The organism is candidate division TA06 bacterium (genome assembly GCA_016235665.1).
In the GTDB taxonomy this organism is placed as follows: domain Bacteria; phylum Edwardsbacteria; class AC1; order AC1; family EtOH8; genus UBA5202.
In genome coordinates this window covers 85,989-110,298 of record JACRJI010000001.1, presented here as the reverse complement: position 1 = coordinate 110,298, position 24,310 = coordinate 85,989, and the positions used below count along the sequence as shown (strand labels likewise).

Below are 24,310 nucleotides of genomic sequence, written 5' to 3'. Positions count from 1 at the left end.
GTTAAAAGTATAATCAAAGCATGATCTGGACGTTGACAATCATATTGCTGGCTGCCTCTTTGGCGCTAGGGTGGCGGGAGCGTTTTAGCCTTTCCCGGTCCAAATGGGCGGTGCTGTTGGCCTTGCGTCTGGGGGCGGTCATTGTTTTGGGCCTGGTTCTGCTGGACCTTTTTCCCCTATGGCGGGGCAGGGAAAAACAAAGCCTGCTGGTCCTGGCCGATGCCACTCAAAGCATGACCCTGAATGACGGCCAGCCCCAAAACCGCTGGCAGAGGGCTTTGGCCAAGGTTTCCTCCCTGACGTTGCCGGGCAGCAGGATCAAGGCTCTACGCACTTCCGGCAGTGGGCTGAGGGATGATCTGGCCGACAACCTGCTTCAGCCCGTGCAATATACAGACTTGTCCGAGGCCATTTCTTCGGTGCTTAAGAACAAGCCAGGGGCTATCCTGCTTTTATCGGATGGGAACAACAACCGGGGTGAAGATCCTGCCCGGGTGGCCGCCGCCGGTGTTCCCGTTTACGTCGTCGGATTCGGTCCGGTCGGCGGCTTGAAAAACGCCTTGATCACCGATGTCTGGAACGATAACGAGGTCGAGGCCGGTCAGCCGGCAGAGATCAGCCTGAGTATTAAGGGGATGCTGACCGGAGGCCGGGTGAGCCTATGGGAGAATGACGATAAACTGGCGGAAAAGAGGTTGGACCTTAAAAGCGATACGGTGTTGTCCTTTATAATTATCCCCAAACCGGAAGGTCTTCACCGTTATGCCATTCTTTTGGAAACCTCCGGCAAACAAAGGCTGGACCAGGCTTCCGCCGTCATCAGCGTGGTCAAGAAGAATTTCAAACTGTTATTCATCTGTTCTGATCCCGGATGGGATCTGAGATTCTGGCAGCAGGCAATAGGTCTCAATCCCGCCTATACCGCTGATATCCTTATAAAACAGGAGCCGGGGTGGAGAAGGATTCTTTCCCAGGAGCAGGATGTTCCTGGCCAGCTTGATTCGCTGGACAAATATGACGCTATAATAATTGGAAACATAAAGCCCGGTGATATTCCAATCGCAGCGGAACAAGCCATCGTAAATCTGGTACGGCAAAAAGGCCGGGGACTTTTCCTTCTGGGCAGTTTCCGTCAGAGCGGGATACTCGGGCAGCTGGCCCCCATATCTTACAGCCGGGAGATCAAGCCGGTGATCGGCACTGCCTGGCCGGCCCCGGAGCTTTTTAGCACCGGGATGCTGGAGGCCTCCAGAGAGACTGACTTAAAAAGGCTGCCTCCTTTGACCCTGAATAAAAACTACGGTATCAGGGATGACAAGATAATTCTTTTAGCCGGTCTACAAACTCCCGACAAAAAGACCTATCCCTTGTGGACCAGGGCGGAAGAAGGCCTGGGACGCATCGTACATATCTCGGCCGAAGACCTTTGGCGCTGGAAGCTGGCGGCCGCCGGGGCCGGCCGGGACACCGCCCTGTTCGGGGAGGTGGTGCAAAGCAGCCTGCAGTGGGTATTGGGCCGTGACGGGTCCGGTTTTGAAGCGGGGCCCGAGCGAATGCTCAATGCCCATGGGCAGGAGATCAAATTCAACGGCCGCTGGAAAAACTATTCCCGTCAGCCAGGAAAAAGCGCCAAGTGGTCGGTTGCCATTACTGACAGCTTTGGACATAAAACAACATATAAACTAGCCGACTGGGGAAACGGCGATTTTGTGGCGGAACTGGGATCCCTTGAACCCGGCCAATATTCTTACACCACCGGTCTGGAACTTGGCTTCGGCCCGGCTCAGCCGAACGGCGGAAAACAGATTTTTTCGGCCAAGGGAAAATTCTTTGTGGAGCCGGGCAGAGATGAAATGCGGGACCATATTCAGAACGCAGGATTGCTGAAATCAATGGCCTCGGCCAGCGGGGGAAAATACTGGGATGAAAGGGATATCCCTGAAGACAGCGGATGGCAGAAGGACATAAATATCCCTGTGGCACCGGATCCTTCACCAAGCGATCTAACCTTCGGCATACTGGCCATCTGCCTGCTTTTGGCGGCAGAGTGGTGCCTGCGTAGGATGTGGGGAAGGGTTTGAAGGGAAGACCCAGGTCCCTAAAGTTGCTCATCCCGCGAAAAAAGCGAAAATATTCAAACTCCCATTATCAGCTCAAAATCTAAAGGCCGAAACATGATCCCGCTTAAAGATGACATAGTTTCTTCCAGCTTCTCTTTCATCAATACCCTGCTGATCGCCGCTAATGCGCTGGCCTTCCTTTATGAACTTAGCCTGGGGCCGGGTTTGAACCATTTCATTCTCCAGACGGCGACGGCGCCGGAAAAGGTCATGGCGAACGGAGCCTTGGGCTGGCCCAGTATCTTATACTCCATGTTCCTTCATGCCGGCTGGGCCCATTTTCTGGGTAACATGCTTTATCTTTATATCTTCGGCGATAATGTGGAGGACGCCCTGGGGCATATCAAATACCTGGTCTTCTATCTTTTATGCGGATTCGGGGCGGCTTGGGCCCATATCCTCACTGACCCGGGCTCTGCCGTTCCCATGGTCGGTGCTTCCGGAGCCATTGCCGGTGTGTTGGGGGCGTATTTCCTGCTTTACCCCAAGGCTCGGGTCCTGACTCTGGTATTCCTTGGTTTCTTCATCCGGATCATCAAGATACCGGCTCTGGTGGTGCTGGGTTTTTGGATCATCCTGCAACTGGTGCTGGGCTTGGGCAGTTTGCCGTTGAGGGGGCAGGGCGGAGGGGTGGCCTGGTTCGCCCACATTGGAGGGTTCGCCTGCGGCATGGTCCTGATATTCGCGATGGGAGGGTGGAGAAAACGGCAGAATTATGTTGCAAAAACCGGCGCTTTTTGGGATAATTAAAAACTAAACCATTGATAAAAATGGCAGTTGCCTCCAGTCATAAATCAACGGAAAAATCAGGCAGAACGGGCGGCAAGTTGTTGAACGGCGCTTGGCCCCCGGTTCTGATATCCCTGTCGATACTTTTGGTCTATCTCAGGACTGTCAGTTTCGGTTTCACCTATTTTGACGATGAAAGCCTGGTGCTCAATAATCTGGCGGGTCTAAGTTCCTTAAGGAACATTCTGTTAGCCTTTGGCGGGGAACTGAGCAGGGGAGCTACCGTTTTTTACCGGCCTTTGTTGTCCGCCTCATTTATCCTCAATTATCAGCTGAGCGGCCTGGCGGCCTGGGGGTACCACCTGTTCAACGTCTTGCTTCATTTGGCGGCCTGCCTGTTGTTCTTTAAGCTATTAAAAAAACTGGATGCCGGGCCGGGCCGGGCCCTGTTCTTTTCCCTGTTGTTCGCCGTTCATCCCCTGAATACCCAGGCGGCCGCCTGGATCCCCGGCCGGAACGATACTCTGCTGGCGGTATTTACCATGCCTATGCTGATGTGTTTTATGGACCTTGCCGCCACCGGAAAGTATCGGTACATATTTTTGAACGGTTTGTTATTTGCCCTGGCTCTTTTGACCAAGGAGTCAGCCCTGGTGCTGCCGGTTCTTTGCCTGGGATATTTCTTTTTGGTTCCCCAACGGCCAAGACAATACCAAAGGCTGGCACTGAATGCGGTTCTGTGGGTCGCCATATTCCTGTCATGGTACTGGATCCGCAATCACGCCCTGGGATTCAGTCCGGAGGGCCAGGCCGGCAGGTTAATTGCTTCGTTAGAATTCCTGGCTGGCGTATTCTCTTATCTGGGCAAGGCGCTTTTTCCGGTGAATCTTTCGCCGGTGGCCGGCCCGGAGATCGGCGCATTTTTTTACGGGACAACAGCGCTGGTTTTGTTGGCCGGCCTGGTCTGGCGGGTGGGGCTTAAAGACAGGTCTTTGTTTGTGTTCGGTTTGCTATGGGCCCTATTGTTTCTGCTGCCCAATGTGATCAGGGGATCATTCATAACTCTGGCCCTGGAGCACAGGTTTTACCTGCCCTTCATGGGACTGCTGACGGCGTTTTCCCAGGTGAACCAGTTCAAACTTGAAACTGCGGGAAAGACTGCGATCATTCCGAGACTGGTAATATTGTTTGCGGCTTTTGGGACCTTTTGGTATTCAAACGATTTTAAGGATCGGGAGACATTCTGGACGGCGGCCGGCAAAAGGTCGCCCCAAAATTCACTGGTCCATTATAACCTCGGGTTGTTGCACCAGGAAAAAGGGCAGTACGATCTGGCTGAAAGGGAATACCAAACAGCTTTGGGGATCACGCCGGACTACGCCGGGGTCTACAACAATTTGGGGATTTTATACCGACTGAAGGGCAATTACGGTCTGGCGGAACAACAGTTCAAAACAGCTTTGCAGTACCGACCTGGCCTGGCCGAGGCCATGGACAATCTGGGGTCCGTCTATTACCAGCAAAACTTACCGGATCAGGCCCGGGAACAATTTGAAAAGGCGATCAGGGCTGATCCCCGGCTGGCTTCGGCCCATAATAATTTAGGCAGCTTTTATTATCTGTCAGGGAGGCTGCCGGAAGCCGAGCGGGAATTTGGCGAAGCGATAAGGCTTAAACCGGACTGGGCTGAGGCCCAAGCCAATCTGGGGAGCGTTCATCTGAAGATTGGTTTGTACGACCAGGCTGAGAGGGAGTATCTTAAGGCAATAGAGCTGGATGGGGGGAATCAGACGGCCAATTACAATTTGGCCGCAATGTACATCAGCCAAGGGTCTTTTGATAAAGCCCAAAACTTGTTGCAAGCCGTCCTGAGGATACGCCCGGAAGGCCACTTGTTTCACGAACAGATGTCTTATGTCAGCTATCTCCGGAAAGACTATAACCAGGCGGTAGTTCATTACGACCAGGCGCTGAAACTGGGGGCCGCTCCTGATCCGGCCGTGCTGGCCAAACTGAAACCTTACCGCTCCAAGTAAAAATTTCATTTTCTATTCTGATGGCCCTTGGCGGGGACAACCACTTCAATATCAACTGAAAAAAATCAGGGCAAGGACGGTGAATATGGAAAGAACAATGGCCAGGCTTAACTGGAAACAATTCCAAAAACTGGTCCCCGCCAAGACCAACCGGGTGCTGCTGCCGGTGGGAACCATAGAAGCCCACGGGCCGGGGGCGCTGGGAACGGATGCCTTCATCCCGGAATATATCTGCCAAAAACTGGCCGGGCCGCTCAACGCCCTGGTGGCGCCCACCATTCCCTACGGCCTGACCAGGTCGCTGATCGGTTTCCCCGGATCGCTGACCGTTTCCCCGGAAACTTTGACCGCCTATGTAAAGGAGACCGCCCTGAGCCTTACTCAGGCCGGGTTCAAGTACATCATAATAATGAACGGACACGGCGGGAACAATGACTGCCTTAAGCCGGTGGGCCCGTATCTATGGCAGCAAAACAAGGCCAGGACATTGATCATTCACTGGTGGGAAGCTTCATCAGCTGTCGGCCAGAAATATTTCAAAGGCACCGGCCACGCCGGAGCAGATGAACTATCGGCCCTGATGGCGGTGGATCCGGGCCTGGTAGCCCAAAAAGATTACCAAAAACAGGAGGTGGGCGATTATCCGCCGGGGATGACGCCCTATCCCTTTCATTCTTCGATGATCTTGAACCAAAGGGGCCTGGGTTATCCGGTTTTCGATGTTCCTAAGGCTCGCAAGTACATGGATGAGGCGGTCAAGCTGATATCAGACGAGGCCCGGACAATTTTAAACGACTGGGAGAAATTAGACTGATGGCAGACATCTCCGTACAGATATCCGAACTGGAAAAACAGGCGGCCCTGGCCGGGCGTTATTTCGGAAGGCTGGAAGAAGCCTGGGGCCGTTCGGCCGAGGCCCGGAACATCCTGAAGGGGTTGGAGAATTACCTGGAGGAAAACCATATCGACGCCGGTTTCCTCAAGATATTTTCCGAGGGACCCGAGCCGGGAGTGATCTATGTGGAATTGCCACGGGGAGCCCGCGATTTTCACGGCCAGGCTGCCCAGCTGCTGATGGACTGCTGTTTGGCCGAGTTCACCGGCGGCGGTGAAGGGTCCTGGGCCAAATGGCGGGAGTTCGGTCAGAACATATATTACGGGATCATCGAGGAACTTTATTCCAATTTTGTTTCCTCCAAGCCACATCTGGCGCTGGTTTTTGAACTGTCATACCGGCAACTGATGTCGGAAGCCGCCCAGGCCTGGTGGGATGGGCAGCCGGAGCAAACTCTCCGGCTGAGGCCGGCCATCGACCGCAGGCTGGGCCTGGAGATCTCCGGACTGCTTAAACCGCTCCGCCAAAAAGTACTGTCCCAGAAACTTGTCAGGACAGGCATTCTGGACGGCCTGCTTGACCAGTCCTGGGATGCCCCGATCGGGGCGGAGGGCGGCCAGGCCAAAGAGATGTCCTTCCTTCTTTGGGAGCATAACCTCAATCCCTGGCTTTTTGCCAGGATTTTCTATCTGTTGTACACCGATCAGATCAAGGCCGAAGAGGAATTGCTGTGGGAAAAAATAAATTCGGCCAATTTTACCAAGCCGGAAGAGATCATCAGCCTGATAACCGGGAAACTGCCCCAGGCCTCGGAACTGGCAGTCAAAGAGATCCAAAAATTAGTGGTTAAAAAATCCCTGGAACTTGAAAACCGCGTCAACGCAGAGCTGCTGGAGCTGCAAAAATATTCGGCCGGGATAAAAAAGCAGACTCAGGATCTGGTGATCCAGAACAATGCCGAGATGAACAAGACGGTGGAGGGAAAATTCAGTTCCGAAAGCCTGATCACTCTGTCGGCCAAAGTCAGCGACAGCATGGTCCAGTTTCAGCGGGGATTGTTTGCCCAACTCTGGCACCTGGGCGACCTGGAACGCAAGGAACGCAATCTGCAGGGATACCTGGAAAAGACCAGGTATCTTCAAAAGATGCCGGCCAAGGAACTTTTGGGAATGCTGACCTCAAAGGCCCAGGATCCCAGCCTGGACCTGATGCAGCATCTGACCCAGTTCAAACTTTACTCGCTGCACATCGACAACAAATGGGAGGAATGGGCCCAGAAGCATTCCCAGGAGCTGATGGAGCTGTTCCGCCAGGCGGTGGATCTGGCCCAGGGCCGGGCCGGCCCCCTGGAAAGGGATTTTCAAAAGCGCAACCCCAAAGATCCCCAGTACCAGAAGATCAAACAGGAACTGGAGGAGGCCCAATGCGACCTGAAGGCCCTGGAGGGTCTGGTGGAAGAGAAAGGCGGAGGCCGGCTGTACCATGTGGAACGGATAATCACAGGTTACCGGAGCTTCCTGAAAGAGTCGGCCGAACCCCTGATCTTCTGCCGGCGGGCATCGCAGCTGGTCAAACTATGGCCGCCTCTGCTGGCCAAGGATCCCCCCCTGATGAGGCAGCAGGAATTGTTTGACGAGGTCCGTTACCTGAACGAGTCATTAAAGAACACATCCCGCCACTGCATCATGGCCGCCCAGGGCAAGGTCTGCTCACCGCCCCAGATGATAGGCGAGCACACCCGGGAGCTTAGGAGCCGCCTTTTAAAGCGCTACGGGCGCAACATTGCGGTGATGATGTACGACATCCGGGGCTCCAGTTTTATGAGCGCCAAACTTAATCAGGCCGAGCGGGAAAGGGAGATCAAGAACAAACTGGGGTACCTGATAGCCCAGGTAATCAGGCAGCATGGGGGGATGCTGATCAAGGATACCGGAGATGGCGGGCTGGCCTGGTTCGGCGAGAATGGACCGGAGCTTTACGAAAAATGCTACAAGGAAATGGCCGGGGCCAAGGGGATGAGGATCCGCCATTCCATCGCAGCCGGGGCCGAGCTGGCCATGAAGCCTTCGGTCGAATCATCCCGTCTGGCGGCCGATTGTGCCTGCCAGATGCTGAAGACCGCTGAGCGGTTCATCCAGGATAATTTCTCCAGTTACAGGGAATGGTTCAAAGAGGCCAAGGAGCGGGAGATCCTGCACCAGGGAACTAATTACGCGGTCCTGCCGCCGGAATTCAAGGCCCTGTTCCGTCTGGGGGTGGGGATCTGCTCCGGCGAACCGGGGCGCGAGGTGTTCCTGGCCTTCAATGCCGCCGGGGACCTGGACCTGTGCGGGACCCTGGTCAACGATGCCAGCCTGCTGGCCACCGGCCGCGATCCCATGCGCTCGGTGGTGATGCTGGACCAGTCAGCCTGTTTCAACCTGCTGTTGAATTCCGAAAGGTTCGAGCCGGCCTACCAAAAGGATTTTGCGGCCGGGAACATCTCCGGACCCGAGGCCTGGGAGAAAAGCCTGTGGGAGGCATACAGCATGGCCGGAGCAGTGCTGCCCGACGGCAATTATCATTTCCCGGCGGCTGATTTCGAGATCACCCGGGTGGGGCTTAAAACTCCCATTAAAAGCGAGAATGAGAAGAACCAAAGCCTGAAGTTCGGGTCGGTATCCGGCAGCCTGGTGGTGGGCGATGAAGGCGCATTATACCAGATGGAGGACCGGGCCGAGATCAAGCTGGTCTACGAGTTAAAACCCAATCTTTAAAAATCATTTGCGAAGGCTAACATGGCCAAGATTCTGATAGTGGATGAGGACCGGCTGTTTGCCCTGACGGTGGTTCATGTGCTTTCCCGTTACGGACATCAGGCGGTGCTGGCCGACAAGCCGTCCAAGGCCCCCGGACTGCTGGAACAGGAGGACGCCGATCTGCTGCTGATGGAGGCCGAACTGGCCGGGCGCAAGGGTTTGCAGATATTAAAGGAACTGCGCCAGCTTCGGCCCGATGTTCCGGTGGTGCTGTTTGTGGACCGGAGTTTAAGCTCCGAGGCCCGGGAACAGCTGAAAAAGGGGGTCTTCGACTACATAAACAAGCCGTTCGGACACGAGGAACTGCTGGTCACTGTGGAACGGGGACTGGAGCGCCGCCGGCTGGTGCTTTCCAATAAACAGCTGTTGTCCGACCTGGAACAGAGGGTGCGGGAACTCTCAACTTTCAATGCGGTGGCCCGGACCCTGAACTCCACCCTCAAGCTCAAAGAAGTGCTGGACATAGTGATGTCCAAGATCAAGGACCTGATAAAGGCCGAGGCCTGGTCCATACTGATGCTGGACGAGGCCAGCCAGGAACTGGTGTTCGAGGTGGCCCTGGGGGAAAAGGGCGATCAAATCAGGGAGATGCGGCTGGCCCTGGGCCAGGGAGTGGCCGGGTGGGTGGCCCAGCACGGGGAGCCGGTGATCGTGCCGGACGTGTCAAATGACCAGCGCTTTTTCAAAGGGCTGGACAATAAGACAGGATTCAAGACCAGATCTATCATCGCCACCCCTTTGATCTCCCGGGGCAGGCTGATCGGGGTCTTTGAGATCATCAACAAACTGGGTCCGGAGCCCTTCAACCAAAAGGACCTGGAGCTGCTGCAGACACTGACCGACCATGCGGCCATCGCCATCGAGAACGCCAGATTGTATGAGAAGGCCCAAAAGCTTGCGGTCACTGACGACTTGACCGGTTTATCCAACTCCCGGCATTGCGATTTGTTCTTCAAGAAAGCCCTGGCCGAGGCAAAAAAACAGAACAGAAACCTGGCGGTGCTGTTCATCGATCTTGATCACATGAAGGAAGTGGACGATACTTACGGGCATCTGCTGGGGGGACAGACATTGAAAGAGGTGGCCGACCGGATCGGAGCCCTGGTCAAATCTCCCGACCTGGCCTCGCGCTATGGCGGTGACGAGTATGTGATCATCCTGCCGTTCAAGGGTGCGGCCGAGGCTAAAAGCCTGGCTGAGGCCGTCAGAAAAAAGATCGAGGCCGAGCCATTTTTAACCGCCCACAAGCTTTCCTGCAAGATAACGGCCAGCATCGGGATCGCGGTTTATCCCGAACACGGCCAGACCATGGACGAACTGCTGTCCAAAGCCGACAAGGCCATGTACCGGGTCAAGGAAACCGGCAAAAACCGGGTTCAGATGGCGGAGTGAAAGATGAAGTATTGCCCTATGTGCCGGTCAGAATACCGGGAGGATTTTCAAACCTGTTCCGGCTGCGGCAGCCCTTTGATCGGGAAGCTGCCGGAGTTCCCAGATGAGACAGTCCCGGAAGCTGAGCTGGTGCCGGTCTTCGATCCGCCGGAACAGATGATCGGCCAATCCCTGGCGGCGTTGCTGGAGGACAACGGCATCAGATGCATATTGAAGTCGGAGGAGATCCCGGCTTACGCCGGCGTGGCCATGATGCTCCGGCCGCGCTGGGGTAGGCTTTTAGTGCTGGAGGGGGACCGGACACGGGCCCAGGAGCTGATAAACGAGTATCTTTCGGCTCCGGAACAAGAGGGGCCTGAAGAGGGAAAATAAAAAAACCGCAAGTGAAACACTTACGGTTCATTTTCGGATATTTCGGATACATGGTGCCCGCTTGGGACGGACTACTATATAACTTGGAGCCTATATGGTGCCGGAGGGGGGATTTGAACCCCCATGGCCTTGCGACCACAAAGTTCTGAGCCTTGCGCGTATACCAAATTTCACCACTCCGGCATAGAACTATAATTATAAACCATAATACCGGTTACTGTCAAGAAAAAATGCAAAAAGATCCCAGCATCCAAAACCGCAGCGCCAGGCACGACTACGAGATCCTGGAATCCCTGGAGGCCGGTCTGGCCCTGACCGGGACCGAGGTCAAGTCCATCCGTCAGGGATTGGCCAATCTCAAAGAGAGCTATGCCCTGGCCAAGGGTGGCGAGGTCTTTGTATATGGGATGCATATCTCACCCTACGACCACGGCAACCGCTTTAACCAGGAATCGGTCCGGCCCCGCAAGCTGCTGCTGCACAAGACCGAGATCAAAAAGCTGTGTTCCAAGACACAGGAGAAAGGGTTGACCCTGATCCCCCTTTCAATGTATTTTAAGAACGGGAGGGTCAAGATCCAGCTGGCGCTGGGCAAGGGGAAGAAGTTCTATGACCGCCGGGAGGATATCAAGAAAAGGGATGTGGAACGGGAAATCAGGGCGGTAAGCAAAAGAGCGCATCGGGAATGATGCGCTCTTTTGCTTACCGGTAATATTCTGGAATTACCCCTAAGGGCTAACGCTTTTCATACAATTTCCCATTGCTCTGTAGCAAAATGCGGAGAGGTATGACGGCTATGATCAAGATATTTATCAGCAGGGTGGAGATCCTCCCGGGGTAATGCTTGGAAAAATACCGGGCCAGGCTTTGGTGCGAGCTGATGACCATGGCCTTCTTTGCCCGGCGGGTGCTGACGCCGTGGTGGTGATAGACTTTGGCCTGGGGCAGAAAAAATAGTTTTCCTCCGGCCCGGTTGATCCGCAGGCACCAGTCCACCTCGTTAAAGAACATGGGGAAATTCTTTTCATCCAGCAGACCTACTTTTTTAAGCACTTCTTTTCTGACCATCAGACAGGCCCCCATGGGCTGGTCCACTTCTGCGGGGATTAAATGATCAAAGTAGCCCATCCTCCATCGGGCAAAGGTTTTGCTTTTAGGGAACATTTTGGACAGTCCGGCGAATTCATAAAACATTATCCGGCCATCGGGGAACTGGCGGCAGGAACGCTGGACAGAACCGTCCATATTCAAAAGCTGGGGGCCTAGGGCCCAGACCTGGGGATGCTCAGCCAAGTAACCGGACATGGTTTCCAGCGTTCCGGGAGTAAGCACTGTATCGGGATTCAAAAGCAGGATAATTTCTCCGGATGCCAATTTTAAACCTTGGTTCACCGCTCTGGCAAAACCAAGGTTACTCTGGTTTGCAATAATTGTTACCCTGGTCCGGTATTCCCGTAGGATATCCAAGGTGGAATCCATAGAGCCATTGTCAATAATAATAATCTCCAGGTCATGATTCTGGGAAAACAGTGAATCAAGACAGTGGCAGATGTAATCCTGGCTGTTCCAGGTTACAATTACGATTGATATTCGTGACATACCGTGCATCTGTCGGTTAAACATTTCGTTAAGGGGGCAACAGATTGTTATGGCAGGGGGCTAAAATCAAGCTCTTTCAGGGAAAAAGAAAAAGCGGCACCAATCTTTTTGGGCTTAGGGGCCGGGTCAAAATAATACTCGACCTTCCGTCCGGGGAAAGTATACTCCCAAGCATGGTTAAAGGTGTAATAACTGAAACAAGGTATCCCGAATACCAGGCCAGGCATATCAGTCAGATACACCTGGGAACCCGGTGCAAGCATTTCCGTTCTTTGATCAAGCCGGGCCAGGGCTTGGGCGGTTACGTCTCCCACCCGGTGCCAACGGTAAATGCGGTTGCCGAAGGAAATTCCGTAAATCATAAGGGTCAGGGCCAACAGACTAAGCCCCAAATTTCTTTTATTGCCAATTATTTTTGCGATCCAGAGCGACAATCCGACTGCCACGCCAGCCGAAGGCAAGTAAAGGAACCTTTCTCCGGTATTGTAAAAAGGAAGATAAACAGATAAAGCCAGGGCGGAAAACAAAAACGGCCAGACGATCTGGCGCCCGGAAGTTTTTACCACTCCGTAAAAAGAAAACAATATGATCAATAACGCGCTTATGCTGGTTGCCCAGAATGCCACGGGATGCATCTGCGGAAAACTGTATATCTCCCGGAACCAGACATAGGGCCTAAAGGCAAACAATTCCATCAGGCTTTTGACAGGCAGCAGAATCTTGATCAGATACTGGGCCAGGCGGATGGACATTCCCAGCAGGTTCAGGTCCATCCGACCGGGAGCCGGAGGCAGGTAAGAATCCGGGAGACCTCCTAACCATAATGCTCTAAAGACTACGTATAGAAAAGTTGGCGCGGTTATTGCAAGGGCCAATCGCCGCCAAATCCCCATGATACGGGGCAGGGAAAGCATCAGCAACAGCGGAATGAAGCAAAAAGCACTTTCCCGGGATAAAAGGGCCAGTAAGAAAAATACGGAGGATATTAACACACCCCTCCAGTAAGGTCTGGAAAAGAAAAGATAAATGCCGGCCAAAATGAAAAACGCAGAAAAAAGCTCGTTCACCGAACACAACCAAAGAAGGGCTTCGGCGTGACAGGGCATCAGGGCAAAGATGACTGACGAAATCAGGGAAACCCTGCCCGAAAAGGAAAACAAGCGGGCCAGCCGGTAGATCAATATCACCGTCAGGGCATGGAGCAATAAGGCGGTCAACCGGTACAGCCACAGGGCAGGCCCGAAAATCTGCCAGGCTGTTTTAAAAAACAACATCGGCAGCGGGCGAAAATACCCAAAGGGGGCTGGCTGGGAAAGATACTGTCCAATGCTTTGGGAGTATCCCTGTTTGGCCAATTGCAGCCAGGAAAAATCATCGCTGATGGGCCCGATGCCTAAAGACGGGATCATGACCAGCAGTGCGATCCCGGCCAAAAGCATTTCCGGGGCAAACTTAAATGACTTTATATTTTCCCAAAGCCGTTCTCTCATGACAGTCCGTTCAGCAAATCGCTAAACTGTTGGGTGATGAGCCGCCGGTCGAAGAATTTCAGCCTTTCCGGGTCAATCGGGGATGCTGTTTTTTTGTTCTCCCAGGCGGACATCTGCTGCCGGATGATCCCGGCCAAGCCGGACGTATCATCAGGGGCAACCACGGAGCCGGCTCCCGCACCAATAACTATCTTGGCCGCCGCTCCATTTGAAGGAATGGAGGCGGCGATGGGTTTTTGGGAGCCTAAATACTCAAATAATTTACCGGGTGTGACGTTGGCGGTCTCCTCAGGCCCCATTGTCAGCCACAACAGATTGGCCTCCGTCAGAATCTTTATGCTTTGCCGGTGGGTAAGGTACCCGGTAAACCGGACAATGGAGTTCAACTCGAATTCTTTTACTAAAGCCAGGTCACTCTCCCGGTGACTGCCGGCAAACACTATCCTTAATTTGTTCAGCCCGGAAAAATTCTGCTTCCGGAGCAGCTTAACAGCCTCGAACAGGGTCCTGGGGCTGCGATTGTTGATGAAAGTACCGGTGTAGGCAATGGTAAAATGATCCGGATCCGGACTTGAGGCTCCGGCAAAATCTTCGGGGTCGTAACCGTGGGAGACCAGATGAAATTTGGAACCGTCAATCCTGGGATGAAGGCCGCAGAGATCATCAAGTATCCGGCTATTGACCGCAGTGACCAGGTCGGCGTTTTTTAAAACCAGTTCTTCCATTTTATGGTCCAATTTTCGCAGGGGGCCGGCCGGATATTTGGTCCAGGTATAACTGGTCCAGGCATCACGAAAATCAGCCACCAATGGCCTATCTAAAAACTTTTTCAGCAATACCCCGGCCAAGTGGGAGGAATAGGGGGGAGCGGTGGAATAGATGGCATCAATGGGGAATTGCCTGGCAGCCTTCATGCCAGCCTGCAGGGCAAAGGGGATCCAGCCGGTCTTGTTGTCCGGCAACAGCCAGCGGTTTATCCGGGAAGCAAGGGAGTTCTTGTGAATGGCGGATCCGGTGTTCTTTTGGGGAGATAAAAAAAGCGGATCCAGGGACCAGGTGCGGAACACTTTGGCTTGGGCCACTTCGGCACCAAGGGCCGGGTCATATATGTAGCTGCCGCGGGGGCGGGGCGCGATGACGATGGGGTTCCACCCGAACTGGGGCAGGTATTTGACGAACTTGACGGTCCGCTGTACCCCGCTTAATCCCAGAGGCGGATAGTAGTAGCTTAATATCAGAAGGTTCTTCATGATTCAGCGGGTGACGGCCAGTTTGCAGACAGTTTGTTTGAACCCCGGGGCGCTGACATGGCAAAGATAGAGTCCAGAGACAAGTTTTGACGATATATCTTTGGGGTTAATAACTAAAATATGTTCCGGCGCCGTGGGCCCATGGAATGTTTCCAGCAGACGACCGTCCAAAGTGAATATCCTGACCACCGATTGTGAGGGCAGGTTGCTGAAGTAAAAGTAGGGATCCCGGCCCGGGCGGTAAGGGTTTGGCGCTACATTCACGGATAGCGTTTGGCGGGGCAGCACTAGGTTGTATTTTAGAAGGCTCAGGCCCTTTTCTGTCGTAACGTAAATACCGTCGGTTTGATCGTCTAACGGGGCGACGGCAATTTCGTTGATGTTGTCGTTTAAAAGCCTGGAGCCGTTGTTTCCCAGGTCCCGTTGGGTGTAAGCCTGTACCTGACCGTCCCAGGTAATAAGATTAAGGCCTTTGTCGGTGCCGATCCATTTGTTGTTGGCCCGGTCGACTTTTATGGAAATGATCGTTCCGGAAAGCAAGGGGTGGGGATAGGATTCTATCTTCTTCCCATCAAAAAAGAACAGGCCATTTACGGTACCGATCCAAAGCCGCCCATTGTTATCGCAGGATAGTGCATTTACGGGACTGGTAGGCAGTTCTGAATTGGTCTCGTTGAAATTTTGCCAAAGGCCGGTATAATTTCTGTTATAAAGTCCTGACGCATTGGTGCCCACCCACAAAGTTCTATCCCCATCAATAGATAGGGTATTAGGCCGCATCGTTTCTATGGGACCCCAGTAAACATGAAACAGGGTGTCGGCATAACTGTAAAATGTTACGGGATCCCGGTAATCATGCCCCCACTGGGCAAGATAAAATCCATTTTCCGTAAGCAATATGTTTTTAATTACATTGGTCGGTAATTCTGCTATATACTGTCTCCATATTCCTGCCGAATTACGGATGAAAAGACCCGATCCCCAACTTCCGGCCAGCAAGTTCCCATGTTTGTCAATTGCCAAACGTTCCAAAAGGGAAAAAGGCATGCCGGTGTTAGCCTGATTGTATGTCTGCCATTGTCCATCCAGCAAGTACTGAATTTCTTTTTGAGGCCGGGTGATAATGTAAGGGTTTCCTGTTTGGTCGCAGGTTACCCTGAAACAGGCATTACTTCCTATACAATTAAATCGGTAAGGATGCCAAGCACTGCCCTGCAGAACTGCAAGTCCCAATTCTGTTCCGCACCAAAGGCGGCCTAGTCCGTCAATGGCCAAGGAATAAGCATTGGCACTTAAAAGCCCCGCTGACAGATTGATCCATACACCCTGACAGCTCATCCTGATGCCCTGGTTGGTGGCGAAGAACAGGGAATCTCCAAGTTGGGTAATGTTTCGAACCTGATAACCATTTAAAGAGTCTATTCTTTGCCAGTTCCCGCCAATCAGCTTTGCCGCGCCGGTCAAGGTGCCGATTATGCTGACGGTATCGGATAAAAAGACGCACTGTACATTGCGCGAACTTAAACCGAAAGCCGAATCACGCTGCCAGGAGGGAGAAGCATGGTTGATAAAATAGGAAGCGGCAGCCCTCGCCAGGCCCACATCAGTTGCAATCCAAAGAGTATCATTCCGATGGCTAATGGAATTAATGGTCTGCAAATTGGGGAATACCAGATTGTTGGAAACGCCCGGCCAGGATTCATAGTCATTGGAAAAGGACATGCCCTGTTTGGTTCCGGCAAAGATGTAATCCTGGTAACTACAAAGGGCTGTGACCGTGTCAGAAAGCAGGCCGTCTATGGCATTGAAAACCCGCCAGGATGACCCGGTGGAATCCAGCCTGGCTATCCCGCCGCCGCAGGTGCCGAACCATTTGTAACCGTGACGGCCAATGGCAAAAGAAGAAAGCTCAACATTGGGAAGGCCGTTGGTGTTGTCGCATTTCTCAACCAACACCGTATCCTGCCAGGAAAATAAAACGGCCCCGCCGGGGGTGGCGCCCCAAAGACTGGGCGAAGAGGGATCCAAAGCCAGTTTTATAACCTGGTTATAATTGGTATAGCTGGTCCAGCTTTGGGAAGATGCCTCTGATCCCAAAAACAGAAACGTCAGGACCAAGCCCGGCCAAACATGCTTTATAGATGATTGTTTATTCATATCTTTAGATAATAACCCAACCGGCTGGCCAAAGTCAACAATTTTATGCCGGAATGTTTTTCCGAAAAAAGCCTTTCACCTTTTGGATTTAAATATCTTGAAATAATATGGTTGTTATGTTAACATAAAGTTCTATGGAATTACTCAACTGTCAATATGATACAGTGGTCATCGGTGCCGGTCCGGCCGGAGCATTGGCCGCCGAAACGTTAGCCCAGTCGGGTCATTCGGTGTTGCTTTTGGAGAAGCACCGAGAGGTAGGCATCCCACTATGCTGCGCCGAGGCCGTCAGCCTGAAGAGCCTGGAGCTGTTCTGCCGGCCGGACCCCAAATGGATAGCTGCGCCCATCAACGGGGCAGTGCTATATTCACCGGACGGCACCGAAGTGGCGGTGCCCTGGCCTGGAGTGGGGTACGTGCTGGAACGCAAATTGTTTGACCGCTGTCTGGTCCAACGGGCGGCCGGAACCGGAGCTTTTGTGCTGGTCAATGCCGAGGCGGTGGGCCTGATCGCTGATGAAAAGGGAGCCTTTACCGGGGTCAGGGTCCTGTACCGGGACCAGATACGAGATGTCGCCTGCCGGGCCGTCATCGGGGCCGACGGGGTGGAATCCTTGACCGGAGCCTGGGCCGGACTGAACACGGCCATGAAACCTGGCGAACTGCATTCCTGCGTACAGTACCTGATGTCAGGAATCGACGGTCCCGCGGACATGGTCAGGTTTTGGGTGGGGAGGGAGATTTCTCCCGGCGGTTATTTATGGGTCTTCCCCAAGGGGGAGGGCCGGGCCAATGTGGGACTTGGTATCCTGAGCACTATGGCCGGGCAAAAAAAGCCCGGTGAATATCTGGATCAATTCCTTAAAAAACATTTTCCCCAGGCCCGGGTCATAGAGACCATGTGCGGAGGCACGCCGGCGCTGGAGGAAGACCATCCCATGGTATCCAGGAACGTGCTGCTGGCCGGCGATGCCGCCCGGCTGACCGATCCCCTGTCCGGGGCCGGGATCGCCATTGCCATGGCCTCGGGGCAGATGGCCGCCCGCCAAATATCGGAATACCTGAAGACCGGGAGCGAAAAGGCACTCGGGGATTATCCCGCCCTTTGGTGGTCGGGCCTGTGGAAGGACATCAAATACCACGCCAAGGTCCGCCGGGCTTTCTTGAAACTGGAAGATGATGACATGAACCGGATCGCCCGGCTGCTGGCCAAACTGCTGAAGGACAAGGATCCGTCAAAAATAAATCCCATAGACGTGGCCAAGCAGGTGGTAAGGTCGGACCCCGGCCTGCTGCTTTTAGGAAGGCACCTGCTGTGAAAAATAATTCAGCATATATATTATTCCTTTTTGTCCTTCTGCTGTGGCCTCTCTCATCATTGAAGGCGGCGGTGGGAGATGAATTTGATCTCCGGATAGACCGGGGGCTGGAGATCCTTTACCAGGGACAGTATCAGGAAGCCATAGACACCTTCGACGCCTTCATAAACCAGCATCCCAAAAACCCGGCCGGATATTTTTTCAAGGCCGGAGCCTACCAGCTCAGATCCATGGCCTACGAGACCGATGTCTGGGATGATCTCCAGAGATCACTATTGGACAGCTCACTGGACCTTTCCGGCCGGGCCATCTCGCAGGACCGCCGCGATGCCTGGGCCTTTTTCATCCGGGGAGGGACCTATGCCTACCGGGCAGCCATTAAGGTCCGGACCAAGGATTACTTTTCGGCCCTGAACAACGGCCTGTCGGCCGTCTCCGATCTGAACAAAGCCGCCGCCTTGGATCCCCAGTTGTATGACGCTTATATGGGCATCGGCTCTTTTCACTATTTCCGCACCAAGGCCACCAGCGTTCTGAAGTGGCTGCCTTTCATCGGCGACAACCGGGAACAGGGCACAGCAGAGATCAAGCTGGCGATAGAAAAGGGGCGCTATTCAAAGGTAATGGCCCAGAACGGCCTAGCCTGGATATATGTAGATTATGAAAAATACCCGCTGGCCCTGGAGCAGGCCCGGCAACTAGAGAATAGTTATCCTCAAAACCACGTTTTTTTTTGGATAGCCCCGGAAGTTTACTGGCGGACCAAGCAATGGGACAAGGGCTCCGACGGATATGCCCGGCTGCTGAAACTGCTGGACCAGAGCCAGCCGATGAACAATTTCAACCGGGTGGTCGTAGGCAGCCGCCTGGCCAAGTGTTACTACCAGCAGAAAAAATACCGGGAAGCCCTGGAAACATCCCAAAAAGCTCTGAACCTGGCTTTGGATGAACGGTCAGCCCGGCGGCTGAAATACGAAAGAGGCCGGGCTTACGAAGTGCTTAAGCAGGCTGAGAAGAAACTTAAGGACAGTAAGTGAAAAACATTACCGTAGCCATAATTGCCAGGGACGAGGAATCCACCATCGCCCGGGCGGTGCTCGGCGCAAGAAACCATGCCGGCGAACTGCTGGTGGTTGACGGCGGTTCCGTTGACCGGACGGCAGAGATAGCCCGGAATGAAGGCGCGTTGGTGCTGGCCGATGACGGCCGGGGCAAGGGGGCCGGGGTGCGGCTGGCCATACAAAAAGCCCGGGGAGAGATCCTGGTGCTGATGGACGCCGACGGCTCGCATCAGTCCTCGGACATCCCGGAACTGGTCCGGCCGATCAGGGAAGGCCGGGCCGACCTGGTGATCGCTTCCAGATTGCGGGGCGGTTCGGACGAGTTCCACGGCACTTTGGACAACATCATCCGCCAGGCCGGCGGAGCATTGATCAGCCTGATGCTCAACTGGCGCTGGAAGGCCGATATCACCGACTGCGAGAACGGATTCCGGGCCATCGAAGTCCGGAAGGCCAGGGAACTGGGGTTGAAAGCCGACGGTTTCCTGATCGAGCAGGAAATGGTGATCAAGGCCCTCAAACGGGGTCTGAGGATCACCGAGATAGCCAGCCACGAATATTCCCGGCAGGGCGGGGTCTCCAAGCTGAAGACCAGCCAGGGCTGGAAATTCCTGTGGCACATCCTCCGGGAGATGCTGACTTGAAGGTTTTGCTGGTAAATCCCCCGGCCTATCTGGGGGTGTCCCAGGTGCGGGAGGGAAGGTGCATGCAGCGGGCAGGGGCCTGGACCTCGGTCTGGCCGCCGCTTTCCCTGGCCCTGACCGCGGCGGTGCTGCGCCGGGCCGGGCATCAGGTGAAACTGCACGACTGCATAGTGGAAAATATCTCCAGGTCCAGGCTGATCCAGATCGTCAAGGAATATGCCCCCGACTGGTGCCTGTTCAACAGCGCCACCCCGTCCATCGCCGGAGACATGGAGACGGTGGACGAGACGGCCCAAGCTCTGCCGGGCTGCCGGACCGCGTTTTTTGGCATCCACCCCACCGCCCTGCCGGAGGAGACCTTCGGCCTTTCCCGGGGCTTGGATGTCATAATAATGGGGGAGCCGGAGCAGACCGCGCTGGAACTGGTCTCAGGGGAAAAGTTTGACGGCATCTCCGGCATCAGCTACCGCCGGCAGGGGAAGGTTCTTCACAACCCGCCCAGGGCCACCATGGAAGATCTTGACCGCCTGCCTTACCCGGCCTGGGACCTGATTGACAAGAATCTTTATAAACTCCCGCTCTCGGACCAGCCGTTCCTGCTTTTGGCCACCAACCGGGGCTGTCCTTTTGGCTGCCGGTTCTGCGCCGACCATGTCTATTACGGGAAAAGGCTCAGAAAGTTCTCCCCCAAAAGGATCGTGGATGAGATAGAACACGACATCAAGCAGACCGGAGTGAACCAGTTCCTTTTCTGGGCCGAATCTTTCACCTTGGACAGGGATCATGCCCTGTCAGTGGCAGACGAGATAATCTCCCGAAAACTCAATATCGGCTGGGTCTGCAACAGCCGGGTGGACCAGGTGGACCGGGAGATGCTGGAAAGATTCCAACAGGCGGGTTGCTGGATGATAGGCTTTGGGGTGGAGTCCGGCAGCCAGAGGATCCTGGACCTGATGGCCAAGGGGACCACGGTAGATCAGACCCGGAAAGCAGTGGCCATGGCGCAAAAGGCCGGCCTGCAGGTCACGGCCCACGTGATGTTCGGGTACCCCGGTGAAACCAGGGAGGATCTGAGAACCACCCTGGACCTGGCGAAGGAATTGGATTTTGATTTTGCCCAGTTCTATTCCGCGGTGCCTTTTCCCGGTTCGGAACTTTATGCCCGAGCCAATGATGAAGGCTGGATAACCAACCGGGACTGGAGGTTCTTTGAACAGAACTTTTCCGTCATCAAAACACCGGAGCTGGATCCCGCCGAGGTGGAAGCCTTCAGGAGCAGGGCTTTCCGGGAATTTTACCTGAGGCCCGGACAGATACTGAAGACCATGAGGTCTCTTAAAACCCCGGCCGCCTGGAAGCAGACCTTCAGGGCATTGTGGGGGTTCCGGGATTGGGCGGGATAAGAAATAACCAATGCGGCAAATAACACTTAAACCGACGGTTGCTAAAAAGACATTATAAAATAATCCTGATCCTGGCCCTGACGGTCATCGCCTATTGGCCGGTATTCTCGGCCGATTTCATGTACGATGACCGTTTTTTTGTGCAGGAGAACGCCAAGATCCGTGAGTGGCGGTTTGTCCCGGAGTACTTTGCCAACTCCAGCCGCTCCATGGCCAGCATCTTCTGGGACGGGATCTGGCGGCCGCTGCGGACGGTCTCGTACCTGATTGATTATAAGATCTGGGGCTCAGGCGCCTTCGGCTTTCACCTGACCAGCCTGCTGTGGCACCTGCTGAACATCCTGCTGGCATATATCCTGCTGGGACAGCTGTTCAATGACCGGCGGCTGACAACCATGGCCTGCCTTATATTTGCCCTGCACCCGGTCCAGACCGAGGCGGTGGCCTGGATCTCCAGCCGGGGCGACCTGATGTTCACAGCTTTCGGCCTGATGATGTTCATCTTTTACCGGAAATATTTTCAGACCCGGAAAAAGATACATCTGGTTTTGTCGCTGGCCTGCTTCGTTCCGGCCCTCTTGTCCAAGGAAACGGCCGTGGTCATTCCCCTGCTGATCATGCTTTACGACTGGCTTTTTGAGGGCCAGGGCAGGATCAGGACGCTGGCCGCCGGATGGAAAAGATATGCACCCTATTTTGTCCTGATACTGGCTTACCTGGCAGTGCGGCGGCTGGCTCTGGGCCGGGTCTCGCAATGCCCATACTGGGGCGACTCCGTCTGGACCACGTTCTTCACCATGTTCCGGGCGTCTTTGGAATACGTCCGGCTGCTGTTCCTTCCTCTCCGGCCGCGGGTGGATTATGTCTATCAGCTTTCCACTTCCCTGCTGGATTGGCGGGTGCTTGGTTCCCTGGCAGTTTTGTCGGGCATCAGCCTGCTGGCCTGGCAGGACATCAAAAAACAGAGATACCTGGCCTTCGGCTGGCTGTGGCTGGTGGCCGGCCTGATGCCGGTCTCCAACCTGCTGCCGTTGACGGCCATTCTGGCGGAGAGGTTCTTATATCTGCCCTTGATGGGTTTTGCGGTATGGGCCGGATATCTTTGGAGCAGGCTGGAGAACAGGAAACTGGCTGGGGCCGTCTTGTTCCTTGTCCTGATAGCCATGATGACCCTTTCCATAAGACGAAATCTGGAATGGCAGGATCCTTTCAGATTCTGGACCACCGAGGTTTCCCGTTCCCCAAATTCCTACATCGCCCACGATTACCTGGGAAACTTTTATTACCAGAAAGGCGACCTGCCTTCCGCCGAGCGCCATCTGTTAAGGGCAGAGGAACTAGACCCTACTTATTTCAACAGCCTGCACGGCCTGTCACTGGTTTACGCCAAGTGGGAGAAGTACGACCAGGCGATCATCTATGCCCTTAAAAACCTGTCTTTTGATCCCGCCAGCCCTGACGCCTATATAACGCTGGGCATCAGCTATGGAGGCAAGGGCGACCTGCTTCGGGCTGAAGAAGCCTTTAAACAGGCGGTTTCCCTTGATCCTGAAAGCAAGGAGGGATGGACCAACCTGGGAATCATCTATTGCCAACAAAAAATGTGGGATAAGGCCGCGGAGGTTTACTCAAAAGCCGTGGCCGCCAACCCCGGCGATCCCGGTTCTTACAACGGCCTGGCCCTGGCCTTGATCCGGCAGGGCAATGAAGGTCAGGCCATAGGACTTTGGCAAAAGGCCCTGGCGTCAAACCCCGATCATCTGGAGAGCAGGATGAACCTGGCCCAGGCTTTGGAAAAGACCGATCCCGCCGGAGCGGCGGTCCAGTGGGGAATATTTTTACAGACCGCCCAAAAGCTGGGCCAGCCGGTCAACCGGGAGTTCATCGGCCGGAGGATCGAAGCCTTGAAGAAAAATGAGAAAAAATAATTTCCTTAAAATTACGCTGATCTTGCTGGGATCGGTCCTGGCCGGATGCGCCCCCCGTTACCTGTCGCAAAAACCAGAGCCGGAAGTGGCGCTGATCCGGATCGCCCTGGGCCGCGGCCTTCCTCAGGCGGAGGTGCAGGGTGCAGACACCGTCTATCTCAGCGATCAGGACCACAGCGCAGCCATTGTTCCCGGGCAATGCTGGAAGCTGTTGCCTGCGTCCGGGGGACTGGCCATCCAAACCAGCCAGGGCCAGACCCTGGGCCCGATCCGGGGTTTTGTCAGGATCTACTCCCGGTCGCCATTCTTCATCAACCAACGGGAATTCTCCGGGCCGGCCGAAATCCGCCAGGCAGCTGGCAATAGCCTGCTGCTGGTGCTGGAGACCGAACTGGAAAAATATCTTTTGGGCGTGGTCAGCGCCGAGATGGGCAGCGGCCGCCAGGAACTGGAGGCCTTGAAAGCCCAGGCGGTGGCCTCTCGCAGTTACGCCATCACCAGGATCGGGGCCTCGCCCGAGGCCGGTTACGACATCGAAGCCGGGGTCCAGCACCAAGCCTACAACAGCGGCGGGAACGTTCCTCCCTTGATCCGAAAAGCGGTGGAGGAAACCCGGGGCCAGGTTCTGACCTGCGACGGCAAAGTGATCGCGGCCAATTTCCATTCCACCTGCGGGGGCCACACCGCAATGCCTTCCGAGGTCTGGCAGGCAATTGACGAGAGGTTTCCCTTCCTGAGGTCAGTCAAAGACGACTACTGCAAGATCTCACCCCGGTATTCCTGGCAGGATACGGTTACCGCCCGGGAAATGCTGGACAGGCTTTTCCCCGGCCAACCCCAGGCCAGGATCAGGAATGCGGAGATACTGGAAAGATCCCGATCCGGCCGGGTGCTGGCCCTGAAGGTATCGGCCGTTTGCGGGGACACTGTGCTGTACAAGGACAAGATCAGGTTTGGACTTTCAGCCAGCCCGGTCTTGAGCACCAGGTTCGAGCTGAAGGTGCAGCGGGATGAAGAAGGCTTCGTCGCTTCCATGACCCTGGAAGGTTCCGGATACGGGCACGGGGTGGGGCTTTGCCAGTGGGGGGCCATCGGGATGGCCCGGGAGGGAAAGAGCTATAATAATATTTTAAGACATTATTACCGGGAGGTGGAAATTAAGAGGCTTTTTTGATAA

18 protein-coding genes and 1 tRNA gene are annotated in these 24,310 nt (G+C 54.6%); 14 read left to right on the top strand and 5 right to left on the bottom strand.

Features of this window, described 5'->3' with window-relative positions; all coding sequences use genetic code 11:
- Positions 1–20 precede the first annotated feature (20 nt).
- The 7 genes from HZA73_00500 to HZA73_00470 all read left to right on the top strand — a co-directional run bounded on the left by HZA73_00500 (position 21) and on the right by HZA73_00470 (position 10,282).
- The gene (locus tag HZA73_00500) at positions 21–2,081 is read left to right on the top strand and encodes a hypothetical protein (GenBank protein ID MBI5804504.1); all 2,061 of its coding nucleotides are present in this window, start codon (positions 21–23) and stop codon (positions 2,079–2,081) included.
- Between the two features lie 93 nt (positions 2,082–2,174).
- A complete protein-coding gene (locus HZA73_00495; protein ID MBI5804503.1) occupies positions 2,175–2,870 on the top strand; it encodes a rhomboid family intramembrane serine protease in 696 nt (231 codons plus the stop codon).
- Positions 2,871–2,890: 20 nt separating this feature from the next.
- On the top strand, positions 2,891–4,885 hold the full coding sequence (locus HZA73_00490; GenBank protein ID MBI5804502.1) for a tetratricopeptide repeat protein: 1,995 nt from the start codon (positions 2,891–2,893) through the stop codon (positions 4,883–4,885).
- An 85-nt stretch (positions 4,886–4,970) separates the two neighbouring features.
- Positions 4,971–5,699: a creatininase family protein gene (locus HZA73_00485; protein ID MBI5804501.1), complete on the top strand. Its 729-nt coding sequence runs from the start codon at positions 4,971–4,973 to the stop codon at positions 5,697–5,699.
- The gene (locus tag HZA73_00480) at positions 5,699–8,476 is read left to right on the top strand and encodes an adenylate/guanylate cyclase domain-containing protein (protein ID MBI5804500.1); all 2,778 of its coding nucleotides are present in this window, start codon (positions 5,699–5,701) and stop codon (positions 8,474–8,476) included. Before HZA73_00485 ends, HZA73_00480 begins: the two co-directional genes overlap by 1 nt.
- A 21-nt stretch (positions 8,477–8,497) precedes the next feature.
- Complete coding sequence (locus tag HZA73_00475) at positions 8,498–9,910, top strand: diguanylate cyclase (protein ID MBI5804499.1); 1,413 nt, start codon at positions 8,498–8,500, stop codon at positions 9,908–9,910.
- A gap of 3 nt (positions 9,911–9,913) precedes the next feature.
- Complete coding sequence (locus tag HZA73_00470; GenBank protein ID MBI5804498.1) at positions 9,914–10,282, top strand: DUF2007 domain-containing protein; 369 nt, start codon at positions 9,914–9,916, stop codon at positions 10,280–10,282.
- A gap of 95 nt (positions 10,283–10,377) precedes the next feature.
- On the opposite strand, the gene HZA73_00465 is transcribed toward HZA73_00470, so the two are convergent.
- A tRNA-Leu gene (locus HZA73_00465) sits at positions 10,378–10,465 on the bottom strand.
- Between the two features lie 47 nt (positions 10,466–10,512).
- Here HZA73_00465 and smpB point away from each other — a divergent pair.
- On the top strand, positions 10,513–10,971 hold the full coding sequence (gene smpB / locus HZA73_00460) for an SsrA-binding protein SmpB (GenBank protein ID MBI5804497.1): 459 nt from the start codon (positions 10,513–10,515) through the stop codon (positions 10,969–10,971).
- A 46-nt stretch (positions 10,972–11,017) separates the two neighbouring features.
- Here smpB and HZA73_00455 read toward each other — a convergent pair whose 3' ends face one another.
- From HZA73_00455 to HZA73_00440, 4 genes are read right to left on the bottom strand one after another with little or no spacing between them, the layout of a single operon-like run.
- Complete coding sequence (locus HZA73_00455; GenBank protein ID MBI5804496.1) at positions 11,018–11,881, bottom strand: glycosyltransferase family 2 protein; 864 nt, start codon at positions 11,879–11,881, stop codon at positions 11,018–11,020.
- Between the two features lie 47 nt (positions 11,882–11,928).
- On the bottom strand, positions 11,929–13,371 hold the full coding sequence (locus HZA73_00450; protein ID MBI5804495.1) for a glycosyltransferase family 39 protein: 1,443 nt from the start codon (positions 13,369–13,371) through the stop codon (positions 11,929–11,931).
- Positions 13,368–14,621: a glycosyltransferase family 4 protein gene (locus HZA73_00445; protein MBI5804494.1), complete on the bottom strand. Its 1,254-nt coding sequence runs from the start codon at positions 14,619–14,621 to the stop codon at positions 13,368–13,370. Before HZA73_00445 ends, HZA73_00450 begins: the two co-directional genes overlap by 4 nt.
- A 3-nt stretch (positions 14,622–14,624) precedes the next feature.
- A complete protein-coding gene (locus HZA73_00440; GenBank protein MBI5804493.1) occupies positions 14,625–16,778 on the bottom strand; it encodes a hypothetical protein in 2,154 nt (717 codons plus the stop codon).
- A 134-nt stretch (positions 16,779–16,912) separates the two neighbouring features.
- Here HZA73_00440 and HZA73_00435 point away from each other — a divergent pair, with 134 nt between their 5' ends.
- The 6 genes from HZA73_00435 to HZA73_00410 are packed head-to-tail and all read left to right on the top strand — an operon-like array spanning position 16,913 to position 24,307.
- Positions 16,913–18,097 carry an NAD(P)/FAD-dependent oxidoreductase gene (locus tag HZA73_00435; protein MBI5804492.1) on the top strand — a complete coding sequence of 395 codons (1,185 nt, stop codon included), beginning with the start codon at positions 16,913–16,915 and terminating at the stop codon, positions 18,095–18,097.
- Positions 18,094–19,134, top strand: coding sequence for a tetratricopeptide repeat protein (locus tag HZA73_00430; GenBank protein MBI5804491.1), 1,041 nt, complete (start codon positions 18,094–18,096; stop codon positions 19,132–19,134). The genes HZA73_00435 and HZA73_00430 overlap by 4 nt, the downstream gene beginning before the upstream one ends.
- Positions 19,131–19,802 carry a glycosyltransferase family 2 protein gene (locus HZA73_00425; protein MBI5804490.1) on the top strand — a complete coding sequence of 224 codons (672 nt, stop codon included), beginning with the start codon at positions 19,131–19,133 and terminating at the stop codon, positions 19,800–19,802. Before HZA73_00430 ends, HZA73_00425 begins: the two co-directional genes overlap by 4 nt.
- Positions 19,799–21,205 (top strand): radical SAM protein, encoded by a 1,407-nt coding sequence (locus HZA73_00420; protein MBI5804489.1) that lies wholly within the window; start codon positions 19,799–19,801, stop codon positions 21,203–21,205. The genes HZA73_00425 and HZA73_00420 overlap by 4 nt, the downstream gene beginning before the upstream one ends.
- Positions 21,206–21,243: 38 nt before the next feature.
- Positions 21,244–23,133 (top strand): tetratricopeptide repeat protein, encoded by a 1,890-nt coding sequence (locus HZA73_00415; GenBank protein ID MBI5804488.1) that lies wholly within the window; start codon positions 21,244–21,246, stop codon positions 23,131–23,133.
- The gene (locus tag HZA73_00410; GenBank protein ID MBI5804487.1) at positions 23,120–24,307 is read left to right on the top strand and encodes a SpoIID/LytB domain-containing protein; all 1,188 of its coding nucleotides are present in this window, start codon (positions 23,120–23,122) and stop codon (positions 24,305–24,307) included. The genes HZA73_00415 and HZA73_00410 overlap by 14 nt, the downstream gene beginning before the upstream one ends.
- Positions 24,308–24,310: the final 3 nt, after the last annotated feature.

Coding starts and splice junctions, on each gene's coding strand:
- HZA73_00500 (MBI5804504.1), top strand. CDS start 21: ATGATCTGGACGTTGACAATCATATTGCTGGCTGCCTCTTTGGCGCTA.
- HZA73_00495 (MBI5804503.1), top strand. CDS start 2,175: ATGATCCCGCTTAAAGATGACATAGTTTCTTCCAGCTTCTCTTTCATC.
- HZA73_00490 (MBI5804502.1), top strand. CDS start 2,891: ATGGCAGTTGCCTCCAGTCATAAATCAACGGAAAAATCAGGCAGAACG.
- HZA73_00485 (MBI5804501.1), top strand. CDS start 4,971: ATGGAAAGAACAATGGCCAGGCTTAACTGGAAACAATTCCAAAAACTG.
- HZA73_00480 (MBI5804500.1), top strand. CDS start 5,699: ATGGCAGACATCTCCGTACAGATATCCGAACTGGAAAAACAGGCGGCC.
- HZA73_00475 (MBI5804499.1), top strand. CDS start 8,498: ATGGCCAAGATTCTGATAGTGGATGAGGACCGGCTGTTTGCCCTGACG.
- HZA73_00470 (MBI5804498.1), top strand. CDS start 9,914: ATGAAGTATTGCCCTATGTGCCGGTCAGAATACCGGGAGGATTTTCAA.
- smpB (MBI5804497.1), top strand. CDS start 10,513: ATGCAAAAAGATCCCAGCATCCAAAACCGCAGCGCCAGGCACGACTAC.
- HZA73_00455 (MBI5804496.1), bottom strand. CDS start 11,881: ATGTCACGAATATCAATCGTAATTGTAACCTGGAACAGCCAGGATTAC.
- HZA73_00450 (MBI5804495.1), bottom strand. CDS start 13,371: ATGAGAGAACGGCTTTGGGAAAATATAAAGTCATTTAAGTTTGCCCCG.
- HZA73_00445 (MBI5804494.1), bottom strand. CDS start 14,621: ATGAAGAACCTTCTGATATTAAGCTACTACTATCCGCCTCTGGGATTA.
- HZA73_00440 (MBI5804493.1), bottom strand. CDS start 16,778: ATGAATAAACAATCATCTATAAAGCATGTTTGGCCGGGCTTGGTCCTG.
- HZA73_00435 (MBI5804492.1), top strand. CDS start 16,913: ATGGAATTACTCAACTGTCAATATGATACAGTGGTCATCGGTGCCGGT.
- HZA73_00410 (MBI5804487.1), top strand. CDS start 23,120: ATGAGAAAAAATAATTTCCTTAAAATTACGCTGATCTTGCTGGGATCG.